Origin of the sequence: Streptomyces sp. NBC_00400, from assembly GCF_036048035.1 — a bacterium.
In the GTDB taxonomy this organism is placed as follows: domain Bacteria; phylum Actinomycetota; class Actinomycetes; order Streptomycetales; family Streptomycetaceae; genus Streptomyces.
Genome location: NZ_CP107940.1, coordinates 2,097,501 through 2,116,580 on the forward strand (window position 1 = coordinate 2,097,501; position 19,080 = coordinate 2,116,580).

The following is a 19,080-nucleotide window of genomic DNA, read 5'->3' on the forward strand; positions in this document are numbered from 1 at the left end:
CGCCGCCAGCGTTCGTCCTGAGCCAGGATCAAACTCTCCGTGAATGTTTACCCGTAATCGGGTGAAACACACACGAGAGCGGAACAACCAGACGGAATAGGTCCGGTCGTTCACAGCGTCCTCGCTGTGTGTGCCACCCCGACCGCTTGGGCCGTGGTGGACTTTCAAAGGAACCTCATCCACCGAAGTGGACGGGGTATCAACATATCTGGCGTTGACTTTTGGCACGCTGTTGAGTTCTCAAGGAACGGACGCTTCCTTTGTGCCTGTTTCACCAGGCTCTCCGGGCGCTTCCCTTCGGTCTTGCGTTTCCGACTCTATCAGATCCTTGCGGGCCCGATTTTCGCCGGTGCGTTTCCGCCTTTCGGCTTCTTCGCGTTTCCAACCTTACCAGATCCGTTTCCGTGTCTGGCTCCCTGTTGGAGCGGGTCGGCCGTTCGGCTTTCGCTTTCCGGCCTTTCCGACTCTAGCAGACCCGATTTCGTTCCGTTGCCGGTTCTCATTCGGTCCGATTTCCCGTCGGAGGGGGTTTGCCTTTCAGCTGATCCGACTTTATCAGATTGCTCTGGGCCGGAATTCCGCCTGGTTTTGCGGGGCACTCCGTACGCAGAGGCGTGCGGTGCTTCCCGTTCAGGAGGAGACGTAAACGTACTGGAGCGGGGCGCCCGGATGCAAATCCGGGCGCCCCGCTCCTACTTGCGTACCTGCGTACTGCCCTGGGCGTCAGACCTCGACGACCACGGGGAGGATCATCGGGCGGCGCCGGTAGTTGTCCGACACCCACTTGCCGACCGAGCGGCGGATCAGCTGCTGGAGCTGGTGCGCTTCCGCGACACCGTCCTGGGCCGCCTTGGCCAGGGCCTCATCGATCTTGGGGACCACGCCCGACAGGGCGGAGTCCTCGATGCCGGAGCCGCGCGCATGCAGGTCCGGGCCTCCGACGATCTTGCCGGTGCTGCTGTCCACGACCACGAAGACCGAGATGATGCCTTCGTCGCCCAGGATGCGGCGGTCCTTGAGATGGGTTTCCGTGACATCACCGACCGAGAGGCCGTCGACGTAGACATAGCCCGCCTGGACCTTGCCGACGATCTTGGCGACGCCGCCGACCAGGTCGACCACGACACCGTCTTCGGCGATGACGATCCGTTCCTTGGGGACACCGGTCAGTGCCCCCAGTTCGGCGTTGGCGCGCAGATGGCGCCATTCGCCGTGGACCGGCATGAGGTTCTTCGGCTTGCAGATGTTGTAGAAGTACAGCAGCTCGCCGGCCGAGGCGTGGCCCGAGACATGGACCTTGGCATTGCCCTTGTGGACGACGTCCGCGCCCCACCGGGTGAGGCCGTTGATCACGCGGTAGACCGCGTTCTCGTTGCCCGGGATGAGGGAGGACGCCAGGATCACGGTGTCGCCCTGGACGATCCGGATCTGGTGATCGCGGTTGGCCATCCGGGACAGGGCGGCCATCGGCTCGCCCTGGGAGCCCGTGCAGACCAGCACGACCTCGTCGTCGGGGAGGTCGTCGAGCGTCTTGACGTCCACGACCAGGCCGGCGGGGACCTTCAGGTAGCCCAGCTCGCGGGCAATGCCCATGTTGCGGACCATCGAACGGCCCACGAAGGCGACCCGACGGCCGTACTCGTGCGCCGCGTCGAGGATCTGCTGGATGCGGTGCACATGGCTGGCGAAGCTCGCCACGATGATGCGCTTCTGGGCGTTCGCGAAGACCGTGCGCAGGACGTTGGAGATGTCCCGCTCGGGCGGTACGAAGCCCGGGACCTCGGCGTTCGTGGAGTCGGAGAGGAGAAGGTCGATGCCTTCCTCGCCGAGCCGCGCGAACGCGGGGAGGTCGGTGAGCCGGCGGTCCAGCGGAAGCTGGTCCATCTTGAAGTCGCCGGTGTGGACGACCATTCCCGCGGGGGTGCGGATGGCGACGGCCAGGGCGTCGGGGATGGAGTGGTTGACGGCGACGAATTCGCAGTCGAACGAGCCGATCCGCTCCGTGTGCCCCTCCTGCACCTCGAGGGTGTAGGGACGGATGCGGTGCTCCTGAAGCTTGGCCTCGATGAGGGCGAGGGTCAGCTTCGAGCCGATCAGGGGGATGTCCGGCTTCTCCCGCAGGAGGTAGGGGACACCACCGATGTGGTCCTCGTGGCCGTGGGTCAGCACGATGCCGTCGATGTCGTCGAGGCGATCCCTGATGGACGTGAAGTCCGGCAGAATCAGGTCGATTCCGGGCTGCTCCTCCTCGGGGAAGAGCACTCCGCAGTCGACGATCAGCAGCCGGCCGTCGTATTCGAAGACCGTCATGTTGCGGCCGATTTCACCCAGGCCGCCGAGGGGGGTGACGCGCAGGCCGCCCTTGGGAAGCTTCGGCGGGGCGCCGAGCTCAGGATGCGGATGACTCAAAAGACTCTCCTCACCACACACGCCACGCTGCCGTCGAGGGCACGTGGCGCGCATGACATTCGTGCACTTGCTATGAGGCGGTTGTTGGTCCGTATTCAGTTGTGAAGTCTGTGATCAGAGCTGTACCCCGCCGGCGGCGAGATCGCGCGTGAGCTGTTCGGTCTCCTCGGGGGAGAGCTCCACGAGCGGCAGCCGCAGCGGACCGGCGGGCAGACCCTGGAGGCCGAGGGCGGCCTTGGTCGTGATCACGCCCTGGGTGCGGAACATGCCGGTGAAGACGGGCAGCAGCTTCTGGTGGATCTCGGTGGCCTTGGTGACATCGCCGTTGAGGTGGGCGTCCAGGAGGGCGCGCAGCTCGGGGGTGACGACATGGCCGACCACGGAGACGAAACCGACGGCGCCGACCGAGAGCAGCGGGAGGTTGAGCATGTCGTCGCCGCTGTACCAGGCGAGGCTGGAGCGGGCGATGGCCCAGCTGGCGCGGCCGAGGTCTCCCTTGGCGTCCTTGTTGGCGACGATCCGGGGGTGCTCGGCGAGCCGGACGATGGTCTCGGTGTTGATCGGGACACCACTGCGGCCGGGGATGTCGTAGAGCATGACCGGCAGGTCGGTGGCGTCGGCGATGGCCGTGAAGTGCCGGAGCAGGCCCTCCTGGGGGGGCTTGCTGTAGTACGGCGTCACCGCGAGCAGGCCGTGGGCGCCGGCGTCCTGGGCGGCGCGGGCCAGCTCCAGGCTGTGGCGGGTGTCGTTGGTACCGGCTCCGGCGACCACAAAGGCGCGATCGCCGACCGCATCGACCACCGCGCGGACCAGCTGGGCTTTCTCCGCATCGCTGGTGGTCGGGGACTCTCCGGTGGTGCCGTTGACGACGAGGCCGTCATTGCCGGCGTCCACCAGGTGGGCAGCCAGCCGCTGTGCGCCGTCGAGATCGAGGGCGCCATCCGGCGTGAACGGCGTGACCATGGCGGTCAGCACCCGCCCGAAGGGGGTCTGCGGTGTGGAAGTCGGAGCCATGGGTCCCACGCTACTCGTAGCTCACCGCGGGATGCGCCTCTGGGGAGCAGGGATGTGGACTCCGGCACTGCCTGCTCGGGGGTTCAAGCAGTGCCGGGTCCGTCTGTTCAGCGTAGATGAACTTCTCAAAATGCCGCAATCCGGACACTTCGCACGTCTGTCCTGCGCGCTCCGGTATCCGGCCCGCAACCTGGGCCTTACGGGGCGATCCGGCCGTTCGCATTGAATGCGCCGTACGTGAGCGGCATGAGCTTCGCCCAGTGGGCCTCCATCTGCTCGCCGACCATTTCGATCTCGCGCTGCGGGAAGGACGGCACCTTCGCCTGCTCGTGCTGGGTGCGCAGGCCGAGGAAGTGCATCAGGGAGCGGGCGTTGCAGGTGGCGTACATGGAGGAGAACAGGCCGACCGGGAGCACCGCGCGGGCGACCTCGCGGGCGACGCCGGCGGCGAGCATCTCCTGGTACGCCTCGTAGGCCCGGCGGTAGGAGTCCTCCATGACGCGGCCGGTGAGCTCGTGCTGCGCCTGGGTGCCCTCGACGAATTCGTACTTCCCGGGGCGGCCCTGCTGGACGAGCTTGCGGGACTCGCCGGGGACGTAGAAGACCGGGTCCAGGCGGCGGTAGCGGCCGGACTCCTCGTTGTACGACCAGCCGACGCGGTGCCGCATGAACTCGCGGAAGACGAAGATCGGCGCGCTGATGAAGAACGTCATGGAGTTGTGCTCGAAGGGGCTGCCGTGCCGGTCCCGCATGAGGTAGTTGATCAGGCCCGTGGAGCGCTCCGGGTCCTTCTGCAGCTCCTCCAGGGACTGCTCACCGGCCGTGGAGACCCGGGCCGCCCACAGCACGTCGCTGTCCGCGGCGCTGTGCTTGACCAGCTCGACCGTCACCTCGCTCCGGAAGCTGACGGCTGCACTGTCGGGGCTCTCAGTGCTCTCGGCGGGGGTCTGGGACACCGGCGGTTCCTTCCAATCGATCCTCGTGCGCGACCACCCTACGGCCCGCCACCGACAGTCCGGGAAACACCGCGTGATGCCGCGTTAGCCGCAAAACGGGCGCGCCGTGGCGGTGCGCGGAGCGGCCGTTGATATTTTTCACAGAAGTCCCTGAAAACGGGCACCAACTGCACGCCACAAACGTCTAACCCTGTGACAGTGCCCACTTCGAGGTTCCTAGGAGAGCCCGCTCATGTTCCGCCGGCGAGAGCCCGTCCCGTTCGCCTTCGTTGCCGAGGCAGACCGGTTCCGCAGCAATGTCACTCCCCCGCCGCGGCAGCGCGCCTCGCGCGCGCAGCTCCTCGGCCAGTCTCTCATCACGCTGACAGTCGTGGGCGGCCTGGCCGGCGCCCTGCTGTTCGGCGTTCCCGCACTGCAGCAGGACAGCTCCGGGTCCAGCCGGGTGCATCAGTCCGAGGCATCACATCGCTGAACGGGCGGGCGGGGCGTGCCGCGAAGTGGTTCCGCTCCGCCGGTCCCGATAGCCTCACCGGTCACAGCTTCCGTGCGTGCCCATGAGTGAGGATCAGCCGTGCCCCTGCCCTTCCTGACGGCCGACCGCGACCTCGATCCCGACACCTGTGCCGCGGATTCGGCCGCGCTTGCGCATGACGAGCCCGACCACTGGCGCCGTCCCTACCGCCCCGGACCGTGGCGGGTAGGGGCGGCGGCGGTGTTTTTGCTGCTCGCCTCGTTCGTGCTGATCTCCGCATTGATCATCGCGATGGCCGGCTCGCTGCCCGGCGCCGCGGCCTGTGCGGTGGTGGGGGCAGCGATGATCATCCTGGCGCTGCGGCTGTTGCGGGTCGGGGTGTGGGTCAGCGCGCACGGCCTGCGGCAGGTGAATCTGCTGCGTACGACGACCGAGCCCTGGAGCGCCGTCGCCTCCGTGCAAACGCGCCAGCAGCCGGTGCGCTGGCTGGGGCTGCCGCGGACGGTGCAGGGACAGGCGCTGATCATCGAGCGGACGCAGGGCGAACCGCTGCGGTCCCTGCTCACCGACCACAACGGCGACTTTCTGTCCCGCCCGGAGGCGTTCGAGCGGGCCGCGGATGTGCTGGAGGCCTGGGCGGCGGAGTACCGCGCCTGAGGCACGGTGCCGCGGGAACGCCCACCGCGCCGACTCCGTGGAAGACCCCGTGGAACCGCCGGATCCGGCCCCCGTGAGAACCGGATCCGTCCGTCCCTGAGCGCCCGTACCCGCCCTACGCGGCCGGTACGGGCTTGTCGTCGTGCAGGGCGATGGCGCGCTGCATCGCCTTCCGGGCCCGCGGGGTGTCCCGGGCGTCGTGGTAGGCGACCGCGAGCCGGAACCACGCACGCCAGTCGCCGGGGGCGTCCTCCGTCTCGGCCTGCCGCCGGGCGAAGACCGCGTCGGCGGCGTCCCGGTCGACCCGGCCGCCGGGGGTCCGCGCCGGCTCGTCGGCCGGCAGGCCGCCCTCGGCCTCGAGGGCGTGCGCCAGCCGGTGGGCATCACGCGCGAAGCGGGTGTTGTGCCGGAGGAACCAGGCGCCGATGCACGGCAGCACGAAGGCCACCGCGCCCATGCCCATGGCGGCAGGCTCGCCGGTCATCAGGAGGAGTACCCCCTCCAGCGCCACCACCCCGAAGACGAGGACCAGCACGGTGGCGAGGAAGAAGTACGTGATCTTTCCGCCCATACCCGTCAGCCCAGGTCGAGGAAGTTTTCCAGGCCCACGGTCAGGCCCGGAGTGGTGACCACGCGACGCACACCGAGCAGGATGCCCGGCATGAAGCTGCTGTGGTGGAGGGAGTCGTGGCGGATGGTGAGGGTTTCGCCCTCGCCGCCGAGCAGCACCTCCTGGTGCGCCAGCAGACCGCGCAGCCGTACGGAGTGCACGGGGATGCCGTCCACGTCCGCGCCACGGGCGCCGTCCAGCGCGGTGGTGGTGGCGTCCGGCTGCGGGGCGCAGCCGGCCTCCTCCCGGGCCGCGGCGATCAGCTGGGCGGTGCGGGCGGCGGTGCCGGACGGGGCGTCCGCCTTCTTCGGGTGGTGCAGCTCGACGATCTCGGCCGACTCGAAGAAGCGGGCCGCCTGCTGTGCGAACCGCATGGTCAGCACCGCGCCGATGGAGAAGTTCGGGGCGATGAGCACGCCCGCCCCGGGCGAGGCGGCGAGTGAGGTGCGCAGCTGCGCAAGGCGCTCATCGGTCCAGCCGGTCGTCCCGACCACCGCGTGGATGCCGTGCCGCACACAGAAGTCGAGGTTGCCCATCACGGCACCGGGGTTGGTCAGCTCGACCACGACCTGGGCGCCGGCCTCGACCAGCGTCTCCAGCTTGTCGCCCCGGCCGAGCCCGGCCACCAGCTCCATGTCGTCGGCGGCCTCGACGGCCCGTACGGCCTCGGAGCCGATGCGTCCCTGGGCTCCCAGTACGGCCACGCGCAGCTTGCTCATCGTTTCCCGTCCTTCTCTTGGTGGTGTCGCGGGGGCCTAGGCGACGATGTCGTCCAGCCGGGCCGCCTGCCGGTCCTTCAGAGGGCCGATGACGGACAGCGAGGGCCGGGTGCCCAGCACCTCGCGGGCCACCTCGCGCACCTCGTCCGGGGTGACGGCCGCGATCCGCGTCAGCATCTCGTCGACCGACATCTGCTCGCCCCAGCACAGCTCACTCTTGCCGAGGCGGTGCATCAGCGCTCCGCTGTCCTCCAGGCCGAGGACGGTGGACCCGCGCAACTGTCCGACCGCGCGGCGGATCTCGTCGTCGGTGAGGCCGTGGGACGCCACCTGGTCGAGTTCGTCGCGGCAGATCTTGAGGACGTCCTGCACCTGGTTCGGGCGGCAGCCGGCGTAGACGCCGAACAGCCCGCAGTCGGCGAAGCCGGAGGTGTAGGAGTACACGCTGTAGGCCAGGCCGCGCTTCTCGCGGACCTCCTGGAAGAGGCGCGAGCTCATCCCGCCGCCCAGGGCGGTGTTCAGTACGCCCATCGCCCAGCGCCGGTCGTCGGTGCGCGCCAGCCCCGGCATCCCGAGGATCACATGGGCCTGCTCGGTCTTGCGGTTGAGCAGTTCGACGCGGCCGGCGGCCTTGACGGTGCGGGTACCGGAGCGGGGCGCGATCGGGGCGGCGTCCGTGCGGTCCAGGGCCCCGGCCTGCTCGAAGGCGCGGCGGACCAGGCGGACGACCTTGGCGTGGTCGACGTTGCCGGCGGCCGTGACGACGAGGTGCGTGGGGTCGTAGTGCTTCTTGTAGAAGCGGCGGATGCGCTCGGGGGTGAGGGCGTTGACGGTGTCGACGGTGCCCAGGACCGGGCGGCCGAGCGGGGTGTCACCGAGCATGGTGTGCGCGAACAGGTCGTGCACACAGTCGCCCGGGTCGTCCTCGGTCATCGCGATCTCTTCGAGGATGACCCCGCGCTCGGCGTCCACGTCCTCGGACTCGACCAGCGAGCCGGTGAGCATGTCGCACACCACGTCGATGGCGAGCGGCAGATCGCTGTCCAGCACCCGCGCGTAGTAGCAGGTGTACTCCTTCGCGGTGAAGGCGTTCATCTCGCCGCCGACCTCGTCGATCGCGGCGGAGATGTCCAGTGCGCTGCGCCGCTCGGTGCCCTTGAAGAGCAGGTGCTCGAGGTAGTGCGTGGCGCCGTTGAGCGACGGGGTCTCGTCGCGGGAGCCGACGTGCGCCCAGATGCCGAAGGTGACGGAGCGGACCGTGGGGAGCGTCTCGGTGACGATCCGCAGCCCGCCGGGGAGGGTGGTCCGGCGGACCGTGCCGGCGCCCGCGGTGCCCTTGAGAAGCGTTTGGGTACGGGCGACGGCCCGCCCCTCCGAAGAGGTGCGGGCCGTCGTCGCGTGCGTACGGGACGTCACTTGGCAGCGTCGTCCTTCGTGTCCTCAGCTGCGTCCTCTTCCTCGATCACGGGGATCAGGGAGAGCTTGCCGCGCTGGTCGATCTCGGCGATCTCGACCTGGACCTTGGCGCCCACCGCGAGCACGTCCTCGACGTTCTCCACGCGCTTGCCACCGGCGAGCTTGCGGATCTGCGAGATGTGCAGCAGGCCGTCCTTGCCCGGGAGCAGGGAGACGAACGCACCGAAGGTGGTGGTCTTGACGACCGTGCCCAGGTAGCGCTCGCCGACCTCCGGCATGGTCGGGTTGGCGATGCCGTTGATCGTGGCGCGGGCGGCCTCGGCGGCCGGACCGTCGGCGGCACCGATGTAGATCGTGCCGTCGTCCTCGATCGTGATGTCGGCGCCGGTGTCCTCCTGGATCTGGTTGATCATCTTGCCCTTGGGGCCGATGACCTCACCGATCTTGTCCACCGGGATCTTGACGGTGATGATCCGCGGGGCGTTCGGGGACATCTCGTCCGGGACGTCGATGGCCTCGTTCATGACGTCGAGGATGTGCAGACGCGCGTCACGGGCCTGCTTCAGCGCGGCGGCCAGGACCGAGGCGGGGATGCCGTCGAGCTTGGTGTCGAGCTGCAGCGCGGTCACGAACTGCTTGGTGCCGGCGACCTTGAAGTCCATGTCACCGAAGGCGTCCTCCGCACCGAGGATGTCGGTGAGGGCGACGTAGTGGGTCTGGCCGTCGATCTCCTGGGAGATCAGGCCCATGGCGATACCGGCGACCGGGGCCTTGAGGGGCACACCGGCGTTCAGCAGCGACATGGTCGAGGCGCAGACCGAGCCCATGGACGTCGAGCCGTTGGAGCCCAGCGCCTCGGAGACCTGGCGGATCGCGTAGGGGAACTCCTCGCGGGTCGGCAGGACCGGCATGATGGCGCGCTCGGCGAGCGCGCCGTGGCCGATCTCGCGGCGCTTGGGGGCGCCCACGCGGCCGGTCTCACCGACGGAGTACGGCGGGAAGTTGTAGTTGTGCATGTAGCGCTTGCGGGTCACCGGGGAGAGGGTGTCCAGCTGCTGCTCCATGCGGAGCATGTTGAGGGTGGTGACGCCCAGGATCTGGGTCTCGCCACGCTCGAACAGGGCGGAACCGTGCACCCGCGGGATGGCCTCGACCTCGGCGGCGAGCGTACGGATGTCCGTGACGCCGCGGCCGTCGATGCGCTTCTTCTCCTTGATGACGCGCTCGCGGACCAGGCTCTTGGTCAGCGAACGGTACGCGGCGGAGATCTCCTTCTCGCGGCCCTCGAACTGCGGGAGCAGCTTCTCGGCGGCGACGGCCTTGACGCGGTCCAGCTCGGCCTCGCGGTCCTGCTTGCCGGCGATGGTCAGCGCCCGGGAGAGCTCGTCCTTGACCGCGGCGGTGAGCGCCTCCAGGACGTCGTCCTGGTAGTCGAGGAAGACCGGGAACTCACCGACGGGCTTGGCGGCCTTGGCGGCGAGGTCCGACTGGGCCTTGCACAGCACCTTGATGAAGGGCTTGGCGGCTTCCAGACCGGCGGCGACGACCTCTTCGGTCGGGGCCTCGGCGCCGTCCTTGACCAGCTGGATGGTCTTCTCGGTGGCCTCGGCCTCGACCATCATGATCGCGACGTCGCCGTCCGGGAGGACGCGGCCGGCCACGACCATGTCGAAGACGGCGTCCTCGAGCTCGGTGTGGGTCGGGAACGCCACCCACTGGCCGTTGATCAGGGCCACCCGGGTGCCGCCGACGGGGCCGGAGAAGGGCAGGCCGGCGAGCTGGGTGGAGCAGGAGGCGGCGTTGATGGCGACCACGTCGTAGAGGTGGTCGGGGTTGAGCGCCATGACCGTCTCGACGATCTGGATCTCGTTGCGCAGGCCCTTCTTGAAGGAGGGGCGCAGCGGCCGGTCGATCAGCCGGCAGGTGAGGATGGCGTCCTCGGAGGGACGGCCCTCACGGCGGAAGAAGGAACCGGGGATCTTCCCGGCTGCGTACATCCGCTCCTCGACGTCGACGGTCAGCGGGAAGAAGTCCAGCTGGTCCTTCGGCGTCTTGGACGCGGAGGTGGCCGACAGCACCATGGTGTCGTCGTCCAGGTACGCCACGGCGGAGCCGGCGGCCTGCTTGGCCAGGCGGCCCGTCTCGAAGCGGATGGTGCGGGTGCCGAAGGGGCCGTTGTCGATCACGGCTTCGGCGTAGTGGGTCTCGTTCTCCACCAGGAATATCTCCTCGTCTGCGTCTGCTGCCCGTATGGCTGCAGACCGTCTTCGGTGGAGCGCCGGTGCGGGCCGGTCTTCGATCGAAGCACCCGGAGTGATGACACATGGCGTCCATGGATCGTCCGGGGGCCACTACCGAGGACCGGCGGCCAGGAGGCGCTCCTACCGCGTTCAGTTTTGCGATATGGCACCAGACTACAAAGCTTCCGTCCACCATGAGGTGGCGCGAGTGTCCGGTGCGTACGGCAAAGGGAGCGGCCCCTGACAGGAACCGCTCCCTTTACGGCGTCTTACTTGGCGCCCGCCGCGCCGCGGCGGATGCCCAGGCGCTCGACCAGCGCTCGGAAGCGCGTGATGTCCTTCTTCGCCAGGTACTGCAGCAGGCGGCGGCGCTGGCCGACGAGCAGCAGCAGACCACGGCGGGAGTGGTGGTCGTGCTTGTGGGTCTTGAGGTGCTCGGTCAGGTCCGAGATGCGGCGGGAGAGCATCGCGACCTGGACCTCGGGGGAGCCGGTGTCACCCTCCTTGGTGGCGAACTCGGCCATGATCTGCTTCTTCGTAGCGGCGTCGAGCGACACGCGGTACTCCTCTTGGTTGCGGTCCGTGAGCGCCCCTGGTTTGCCTCACAGGGAATCTTGGATGACTCGACCGGACCGTCACACAGCGTACCAGCTGAAAACGGCCCCCCGACCGGGTGGTCGGGGAGCCGCGGAGCAGGCCGGTGAGCGGGGGCCTCAGCTGCTGGTGAGGCCGCGTACCTTGCCGTAGACGTCCAGGACCGCCAGGCACAGCGGCACCAGGGAGAGCAGGACCAGGCCGTCGAAGATGTCGAAGATCCGGCCCCAGAAGGGGGTGACACCCTTCTGGGGGACGATCAGGCCGACGGCGACCAGGAGGGCGGCGCCCGCCGCGATGCTGCCGGAGAACCAGACGGTGTGGATGTTCAGCGGACCGGAGTCCTGGTAGCGGGCCAGATCGACGAACATGTCCGTCGGCGGGTTCAGCGCGATGCCCAGGATGAGCAGGACGATCGTGAGGATGCCGGCGATGGTCAGGCAGGCGACCTGCGCGGTGTAGTCGAAGAGCCGGGCGCGGAGCATGATCGTGATACCGGCGGTCAGCGCGAGCAGCTGGGCCCACACGTTGTCCGAGAAGCCGAGGACCACGCCGGCGGAGCCGACGGTCAGGGCGGAGCAGCCGGCGACGAGGCCGAGCAGCAGCTCGTGCCCGCGCTTGGCCTGGTTGCCGATCTTGACGAAGTCGACGGACTCGGTCTCGCCGCCGTTGTCGTAGGAGCCCTTGGCGATCTGGTCGGGCGACTTGTAGCCGATGGGCAGCCGGGCGAAGCGTGCGGAGAGGCCGGGCAGCCAGGCGACCAGGGCGATGGAGACTACGGCGGTGACGGCGGCGACCTCACTGGGTGCGGCGTCGGTGAGGATCGCGGCGAAGACCGCGAGGGTCCCCGTGGCGGCCAGGAACGCGGCGGCGACGAAGGGGGCGTCACCGCGCGGCAGCATGACCACCAGCAGCACGGAGGCGATCAGTACGGTCACACAGCCGACGAGGAGGTGCAGCCGGCCGGGGTCGGCTCCGGCGTCGACGGGGAAGATGCCGGAGCCGGCGAGCAGGAGGTGCGGAAGCGAGGCCAGGCCCAGCGCGATGGAGGAGCCGTGGTCGTCGTAGACACGGGCGCGGACGCCGGACAGCGCGACCAGCACGATGCCGACGACACCCGCGATGATGCCGGGCAGGCGGTGCATATCGCGGTGCTCGGGGTTGGAGACCCACAGGGCGAACGCCATCATGACGAGCAGCAGCACACCCGCGGTGAGGCCGACGACGCGCATGAGGTCGTCGCTCCAGCGGCTGCGGTTGCGCTTGACCGCGGAGGCGACGGCGTCGGAGACATCGTCGAAGACCGGGAGCGGCAGCGACTCGGCGAACGGCTTCAGAAGAAGAAGGTCGCCGTCGAGGATCTGCTGCTGCGCCAGCGACTGCCCGGCGTCAAGAACCGTGCCGTCGCGGCGTACGAGGTGATAGCCGGTCGGAGCGCCCTCCGCCTGCGACTGACCGGAGAGCCTCAGGATCTCCGGATAAATGTCGACGAGTGCGACGTCCTCCGGCAGAGCCACGTCAATCCGTGCATCGGGCGCGGCGACTGTGACCCGGCAAAAGCCGGTGCCAGTGCTCGTGCTCACCTGGCGGTTCCCCCTATCCGTTGGGCGTTTTGTCGCGTCGCGCGCCCTCTATAGAGAGCCGTCACTTCGGGGCTGTGGGCACGCTCGCGAGGCGTCAGCGTACCGTCCAATTCAGCGCTCGCCCCACCCACCCCGAGGCTTGACGGTTAACAGTAGGATCAACGCCTGGTTCGGGCCAAGCACTTGGTCCGGGGGGACCGTCGAATCCAACGGGGGCGGTCCGAGACTGCGAGATGCATGAAGGACTGATGCCTCGGTGAGCGTTGTCATCGTCAAGCGCCCGCCCCGCGCGCTGCCACCCGAAGTTCCCTCCGAGGAGGTGACACTCGAGGCACCCCCGGAGCTTCCGCGTGAGGGCGAATCAGAAAACATGCTGATGACCCTTATGCCCATGATGGGTATGGCGTCTTCGGCGGGATTCTTGTTCATGGGCAACCAGCCGTTCATGAAAATCATGGGCGGCTTTATGGTGGCGTCCACCCTGGCAATGGCGATCGTGCAGATCGTCAAAGCCCGCCAAGGGCCTTCCGGGCAAATGCTCCAGGAACGCCAGGATTACCTCAAGTACCTTACGCAGAAGCGGAAAGAGGTGCGGCGCACCGCGCGCAAGCAGCGGGACGCGCAGTTGTTCACCCACCCCGACCCGAGCCAGTTGTGGTCGCTCGTGGCCGAGGGCAAACGGGTATGGGAGCGCCGGGCGGGCGATCCGGACTTCGGGCAGGTGCGACTGGGGCTGGGGCCGCAGCAGCTGGCCACTCCCCTGCGGGCTCCGGAGACCGCTCCGGTCGACGAGCTGGAACCGCTCACCGCGCATGCGATGAAGGAATTCCTCGACAAGCACGGGCAGCTGGACGATCTGCCGCTGGCGGTCTCGCTGCGCGCCTTCTACCACCTGACCGTCTCCGGCGACCCGGACACGGTCTACGGCGCCTCGCGCGCCATCGTCGCCCAGCTGTGCACCCTGCACTCGCCCGAGGACCTGGTGGTGGCCGTCGTCGCCGCGCCCGGTGCGCAGGCGGAGTGGGAGTGGACCAAGTGGCTGCCGCAGGTGCAGCACAAGTCGACGGACGGCGCGGGCAGCCGCCGGCTGGTCGTCGGTGACCTCGGTGAGGTCGAGGAGCTGCTGGCGGACGAGCTGGAGGGCCGCGGCCGGTTCAACCCGCAGGGCACCCCGGTGACCGACTCCCCGCATGTGCTGGTCGTGCTGGACGGCGGCGAGGTGCCGATGGATTCGGTGATCGCCGGGGCCGAGGGCCTGCAGGGCGTCACCATCCTGGAGGTCGTCCCGGGCGATCTGGACGAGATCCGCGGCGGTCTGGCCGTCCAGGTGCGGCCGGGCAAGCTGGTGCTGGAGTCGGCGGGCGGCGCGGTCTACCACGGCGTCTGCGACACCCTGTCGATCGCCGAGTCGGAGGCGCTGGCGCGCCAGCTGGCCCCGCTGCGGGCGGGCTCCGGCGCGGACGGCGAGGAGCCGCTGCTGTCGAACCTGGACTTCACCGACCTGCTGAACCTCGGTGACGCCGGTTCCGTCGATGTGTCGCGTACCTGGCGGCCGCGCACGCTCCACGAGCGGCTGCGGGTGCCGATCGGTGTCGACAAGGACGGCCAGCCCGTCATGCTCGACATCAAGGAGGCCTCGCAGGAGGGCATGGGCCCGCACGGTCTGTGTGTCGGTGCGACCGGTTCCGGTAAGTCCGAGGTGCTGCGCACCCTGGTGCTGGCGCTCGCGGTCACCCACTCCTCGGAAACCCTCAACTTCATCCTCGCGGACTTCAAGGGTGGCGCCACCTTCACCGGTATGTCGGAGATGCCGCACGTCGCGGCGGTCATCACCAACCTCGGTGAGGACGTCACGCTGATCGACCGCATGCGCGACTCGATCACCGGTGAACTCCAGCGCCGTCAGGAGCTGCTGCGCTCGGCGGGCAACTACGCCAACATCACCGACTACGAGAAGGCGCGTGCCGCGGGTGCCCCGCTGGACCCGCTGCCCTCGCTGGTGATGGTGCTCGACGAGTTCTCCGAGCTGCTGACCGCCAAGCCCGACTTCATCGACATGTTCATCCAGATCGGCCGTATCGGCCGGTCGATGGGTGTGCACATGCTGCTCGCCTCGCAGCGTCTGGAAGAGGGCAAGCTCCGCGGTCTGGACACCTTCCTCTCCTACCGGCTGGGCCTGCGGACCTTCTCCGCGGCCGAGTCGCGGACCGCCATCGGCGTGCCGGACGCCTACCACCTGCCGAACGTCCCCGGTTCCGGCATCCTCAAGTACGACACCGAGACGATGGTCCAGTTCAAGGCCGCGTACGTCTCGGGTCCGTACCGCGGTCCCGGTGCCGGCGGCGGCGGGGGCGGCAGCCGGACGAACCGGCTGCCGGTGCCGTTCACGGCGGCCCCGGTCGTCGAGCAGATCGTCGAGGACCCCACGCCGGTCACGCCGGCCGAGCCGGAGCAGGACGACGCGCTGGCCGACACCGTGCTCGACGTCATCGTCCAGCGCATGCAGGGCCAGGGCCCGCCGGCGCACCAGGTGTGGCTGCCGCCGCTGGACGAGGCGCCGACGGTCAACCAGCTGCTGCCGACGCTCGCGGTCACGCCCGAACGGGGTGTGCACGCGCCGGAGTACACCGCGCTCGGCAAGCTGGTGGTGCCGGTCGCGCTGGTGGACAAGCCGTTCGAGCAGCGGCGTGACGTGATGTACCTGGACTTCTCCGCCGGCGCCGGTCACGGCCTGGTCGTGGGTGGTCCGCAGTCCGGTAAGTCCACGCTGATCCGGTCCGCCATCGCCTCGTTCGCGCTCACCCACACCCCGTCCGAGGTGCAGTTCTACTGCCTCGACTTCGGTGGCGGCGGCATGCTGACCATGGAGGGCCTGCCGCACGTCGGCGGCGTCGCCTCGCGTCTGGACGCGGAGAAGGTGCGCCGTACGGTCTCCGAGGTCGTCGGCATCCTCAACGAGCGGGAGGAGTTCTTCCGCGCCAACAGCATCGACTCGATCGGGACCTACCGCCAGCGGCGGGCCTCGGGCGCCTACCCCGACCAGAAGTGGGGCGACGTCTTCCTGGTCATCGACGGTTGGGCGACGTTCAAGACCGACTACGAGCAGATGGACCCGGTGATCCTGGACATCGCCGCCCGGGGTCTCGGTTTCGGTGTCCACCTGATCATCGCCGGTGCGCGCTACACCGAGGTGCGGCCCGCGCTGCGCGACCAGCTCCTCAACCGCGTCGAGCTGCGTCTGGGCGACCCGATGGAGTCGGAGTTCGACCGCAAGCGCGCGGAGAACGTGCCGATGGGCAAGCCCGGTCGCGGTATGTCCCCGGAGAAGCTCGACTTCCTGGCGGCGCTGCCGCGGCTGGACGGGATGAGCGACCCGGAGACGCTGAGCGAGGGCATCGCGAACCTGGTGTCGACGGTCAGCGAGCACTGGCAGGGCGAGCCCGCCCCCGCGGTGCGGATGCTGCCGACGATGCTGCACGTCAACGAGCTGCCCAAGGGCAACGACTACCCCGATCACGGCATCGCGATCGGTGTCGACGAGACCACGCTGTCGCCGGCGTTCATCGACTTCGAGACCGACCCGCTGCTGGTCATCTACGGCGAGAGCGAGTCCGGAAAGTCCTCGCTGCTGCGCCTGCTGACCAAGCAGATCGCCGAGCGGTACCCCTCCGACAAGGCACTGATGGTGGTCTCCGACTACCGTCGCGCGCTGCTCGGCGAGGTCCCCGAGAGCCACATGTACAAGTACTGTGCAGCGGGGCCGCAGTTGCAGGAGGTCATCACCGGTCTGGCCGGTTCGCTGGGCCGCCGGATGCCGGGCCCGGACGTCACGCCGGAGCAGCTGCGCAACCGCAGCTGGTACGACCTGCCGGACGCGTTCGTGATCGTGGACGACTACGACCTGGTGGCGACCAGCAGCGGCAACCCGCTGCAGCCGCTGCTGGAGTACCTGCCGTTCGCCCGTGACCTGGGTCTGCGCCTGATCATCGCGCGCAGCTCCTCGGGCGCCGGACGCTCCTCGTTCGAGCCGGTGATGCAGCGGACCAAGGAGCTCGGTGCGCAGGGTCTGATCCTGTCCGCCGACCCGGCCGAGGGCCCGCTGATGGGCAACGTCAAGGGCCAGAGCCTGACGCCGGGACGGGCCACGTTCATCACGCGCAAGCGCGGTGCGCAGCTGGTCCAGACGGGCTGGCTGCCGGCGAACAGCCGCTGACCGGTCCGTACGCCACAACGGCGGTGGGGCGCCTCTCCCGGGAGGGGCGCCCCACCGCCGTTTCGTCTGTGCGGCCGGTGCGTCCGCGCAGTCCGTGCGTGCCGGGCCCGCGCCCGGCCGGATGCGTCAGCCGAAAGCCCCGTGCCGGGTGATGTCGGGGCGGGGACTGCCGGGTGCGTCGCGGCCGGACGCCGCGGGGGCCTGGGGTTCGGGGGCGTCAGCCGTGACGTCGGCGGTGGCGGGCGCCGCGGCCCGGGCGGCGGGCTCGGCGGCGGGGGCCGCCGAGCCCTTCTTCTGCGGCCCGGTCGTCAGGTCCCGTTCATGGCCCGGCGCCGGCACCGGATCCGGCTCCGTCCCGGACGGCCGGCTCCGTACGCCCTTGGCAATGCCCCCGCCGCCCCGCCTCGTGGCCTCGCCGCCTTGCGCCGGGCCGAACGGGTCGGGCCCCTGCGCCGCCGCGGAGGTCGCCCACTCGTGCCGTACGGGCGGCCGCTGTCCCTGGCCGCCACCACCGCGCCTGCCGAACGCGCCGCCGAGGCCGTTTGCGAGCTGGCCGAGCGCCATGAAGCCGTAGGCGATCTCGGGGCCGGACGACGACTGCGCGCCGTCGGCCGAGTGGTGCACCGGGGGTGCGCCGTGGTCCTTGTCGCCCTGGTCGTCGGCGGGCTGCGCGGCGGCGGTCTCCAGGTCGGCGGCGGCCAGTTCGAAGACCGGCAGGGAATCGTCGACGGACCGCTTGAGGCGGTGCCACTCCCCCGCGAACGCCTCACCGGCCGGGCCGTGCCAGTTGGCCGCCGCCGCGGTGCCGACGTGCCGGTCCAGATCGCGGACGAGGCCGTCGAGGTGCTTGCCCATCTCCCGCCAGCCGGCCGCCGCGTCCCGCAGGGCCTCGGGATTGCCTCGCTCGTTCACTGGACGCTCCGCATCATCCCGGCCAGCTCTTCCTCGGCCGCCTGCGCATTCGCGACGGTCTCCTTGATCCCTCGGCCGACCTCCGCGAGGCGCTGCTGCAGCTGGACGAGCGCCTGCTCGGCCTGCTCGTACAGCTCACGGTGGGACCGGGCCGCCTCGTCGCTGCCGAATCCGTCCCGCAGGGCCTCGGCATCCGCCCGCCGCCTGAATGCGGCAAGCTGCCGGCTCAGTTCTTCCGCACGTATCTCGAAGGTCGCACCGAGCCTCTGCAACTCCTCGGTACTGAGCCGGACTTCATCGGACATCATTTCTCCCCGAATTGCATGACGGCTACCTGCCGGCATCGCTTCAGGTCTAGCACACCGGCAATAGGCCCGAAGCCCTCTGCGCAGCGGGCGGGCGGCACATCACGGAATTCGGCATGCCGCAATGTCCGGAAATACCGACAACCCCCGCCTTGACGCCCCGTTCACACCCGTCATTAGACTTCGGCACGCCGGTGCCGCACTCGCGGCCTGTGCCATCACGTTCCAGGGGGCAGACATGAGCAATGAGCGGCAGATCCAGGACGAAGACCTGATGGACGTCGCCCAGGATCCCGAGCAGGCGCACCGGCTGCGCAAGGCGCTGAAGGTCCTGGCGGACAATCCCCATGTCGGCGGCAAGCTCCAGGAGATGGCCCAGGAGGTGCTCTCCGGGCGTATCGGTATGAAGGACGCCATCGCGACACCGGGGTACATGGACGCCCTGGGCGACCGGATGAACGAGATCCGGCGGGCCGCGGAGAACCAGACCATGGCCGAGCGCGAGGAGTCCCGCGAGAAGTTCGCCGCGTGGCAGAAGGAGCAGGAGGCCAAGGAGGACGAGGAGCGTGCCGAGCGTGACGGCCCTTCCGGCACCCTCGTGACCGCCCCGCGGCGCGGCGGCCGGAGCGGCGGGCACCGGAACTGACCCGGGCAGGCACCGCGGGGCCGGTCCGCGGTGCTCACCCGGGCGGCTCGGCGGTGCGGCAGGCGACGGCTCGCTCTTCCCTCCGGCCCGGCGCCTGACGCCTCTCGCCTCTCGCCGAAATCCGTTCCCCCAGCACGGAAAGCCGCTACGGAAGAAAGCAGACCGACCGCCGCGTCATTCGGAACGGACCTGCTTTCTTTCCCCACACGGTGATCTCGATTTCTCCACATCGGACCCCGGGAACAACTCACTTCACTCTCCCCCCGCCCGTCTTCCGTTACGACCGCCGCACACCGGCCCCGGCCTGCCGGTTCCCGTTCCGGCACAACCGCCC

15 protein-coding genes and 1 rRNA gene (1 of these 16 cut by a window edge) are annotated in these 19,080 nt (G+C 69.3%); 4 read left to right on the forward strand and 12 right to left on the reverse strand.

The window, feature by feature from the left end; all coding sequences use genetic code 11:
* The 4 genes from OHS81_RS09135 to thyX form a co-directional block, all read right to left on the reverse strand.
* Positions 1-44: ribosomal RNA gene (locus tag OHS81_RS09135) — 16S ribosomal RNA — on the reverse strand; it reaches 1,485 nt to the left of the window's first position.
* Between the two features lie 679 nt (positions 45-723).
* Positions 724-2,409 (reverse strand): ribonuclease J, encoded by a 1,686-nt coding sequence (locus OHS81_RS09140; protein WP_328384138.1) that lies wholly within the window; start codon positions 2,407-2,409, stop codon positions 724-726.
* A 114-nt stretch (positions 2,410-2,523) separates the two neighbouring features.
* On the reverse strand, positions 2,524-3,423 hold the full coding sequence (dapA, locus tag OHS81_RS09145; RefSeq protein WP_088800361.1) for a 4-hydroxy-tetrahydrodipicolinate synthase: 900 nt from the start codon (positions 3,421-3,423) through the stop codon (positions 2,524-2,526).
* Positions 3,424-3,620: 197 nt separating this feature from the next.
* Entirely contained in the window at positions 3,621-4,379 is a 759-nt protein-coding gene (gene thyX / locus OHS81_RS09150) for an FAD-dependent thymidylate synthase (RefSeq protein WP_328384140.1), read from the reverse strand.
* 232 nt (positions 4,380-4,611) lie between these two features.
* On the opposite strand from thyX, the gene OHS81_RS09155 reads away from it, so the two are divergent.
* Together OHS81_RS09155 and OHS81_RS09160 are read left to right on the forward strand one after the other, a co-directional pair.
* Entirely contained in the window at positions 4,612-4,851 is a 240-nt protein-coding gene (locus OHS81_RS09155; protein WP_088800359.1) for a hypothetical protein, read from the forward strand.
* Positions 4,852-4,950: 99 nt separating this feature from the next.
* The gene (locus tag OHS81_RS09160; protein WP_328384143.1) at positions 4,951-5,508 is read left to right on the forward strand and encodes a hypothetical protein; all 558 of its coding nucleotides are present in this window, start codon (positions 4,951-4,953) and stop codon (positions 5,506-5,508) included.
* Between the two features lie 115 nt (positions 5,509-5,623).
* On the opposite strand, the gene OHS81_RS09165 is transcribed toward OHS81_RS09160, so the two are convergent.
* From OHS81_RS09165 to eccD, 6 genes are all read right to left on the reverse strand, one after another.
* Positions 5,624-6,079, reverse strand: coding sequence for a hypothetical protein (locus OHS81_RS09165; protein WP_328384144.1), 456 nt, complete (start codon positions 6,077-6,079; stop codon positions 5,624-5,626).
* A 5-nt stretch (positions 6,080-6,084) separates the two neighbouring features.
* Positions 6,085-6,837 carry a 4-hydroxy-tetrahydrodipicolinate reductase gene (dapB, locus tag OHS81_RS09170; RefSeq protein WP_328384145.1) on the reverse strand — a complete coding sequence of 251 codons (753 nt, stop codon included), beginning with the start codon at positions 6,835-6,837 and terminating at the stop codon, positions 6,085-6,087.
* Between the two features lie 36 nt (positions 6,838-6,873).
* Entirely contained in the window at positions 6,874-8,253 is a 1,380-nt protein-coding gene (locus OHS81_RS09175; protein ID WP_328384146.1) for a M16 family metallopeptidase, read from the reverse strand.
* A complete protein-coding gene (locus OHS81_RS09180) occupies positions 8,250-10,469 on the reverse strand; it encodes a polyribonucleotide nucleotidyltransferase (RefSeq protein ID WP_328384147.1) in 2,220 nt (739 codons plus the stop codon). The genes OHS81_RS09175 and OHS81_RS09180 overlap by 4 nt, the downstream gene beginning before the upstream one ends.
* Before the next feature lie 293 nt (positions 10,470-10,762).
* On the reverse strand, positions 10,763-11,050 hold the full coding sequence (gene rpsO, locus OHS81_RS09185) for a 30S ribosomal protein S15 (RefSeq protein ID WP_006602744.1): 288 nt from the start codon (positions 11,048-11,050) through the stop codon (positions 10,763-10,765).
* 156 nt (positions 11,051-11,206) lie between these two features.
* Positions 11,207-12,670, reverse strand: coding sequence for a type VII secretion integral membrane protein EccD (gene eccD, locus OHS81_RS09190; RefSeq protein ID WP_328384148.1), 1,464 nt, complete (start codon positions 12,668-12,670; stop codon positions 11,207-11,209).
* A gap of 256 nt (positions 12,671-12,926) precedes the next feature.
* Here eccD and eccCa point away from each other — a divergent pair, with 256 nt between their 5' ends.
* On the forward strand, positions 12,927-16,883 hold the full coding sequence (eccCa, locus tag OHS81_RS09195) for a type VII secretion protein EccCa (protein WP_328384149.1): 3,957 nt from the start codon (positions 12,927-12,929) through the stop codon (positions 16,881-16,883).
* Between the two features lie 126 nt (positions 16,884-17,009).
* Here the strand turns inward: eccCa and OHS81_RS09200 are convergent, their stop codons facing one another.
* Together OHS81_RS09200 and OHS81_RS09205 are read right to left on the reverse strand one after the other, a co-directional pair.
* The gene (locus OHS81_RS09200) at positions 17,010-17,795 is read right to left on the reverse strand and encodes a WXG100 family type VII secretion target (RefSeq protein ID WP_328384150.1); all 786 of its coding nucleotides are present in this window, start codon (positions 17,793-17,795) and stop codon (positions 17,010-17,012) included.
* Complete coding sequence (locus tag OHS81_RS09205) at positions 17,792-18,100, reverse strand: hypothetical protein (protein WP_328384151.1); 309 nt, start codon at positions 18,098-18,100, stop codon at positions 17,792-17,794. Before OHS81_RS09205 ends, OHS81_RS09200 begins: the two co-directional genes overlap by 4 nt.
* 238 nt (positions 18,101-18,338) lie before the next feature.
* Here OHS81_RS09205 and OHS81_RS09210 point away from each other — a divergent pair, with 238 nt between their 5' ends.
* Positions 18,339-18,746 carry a hypothetical protein gene (locus OHS81_RS09210; RefSeq protein WP_328384152.1) on the forward strand — a complete coding sequence of 136 codons (408 nt, stop codon included), beginning with the start codon at positions 18,339-18,341 and terminating at the stop codon, positions 18,744-18,746.
* The last annotated feature ends 334 nt before the right edge of the window (positions 18,747-19,080 follow it).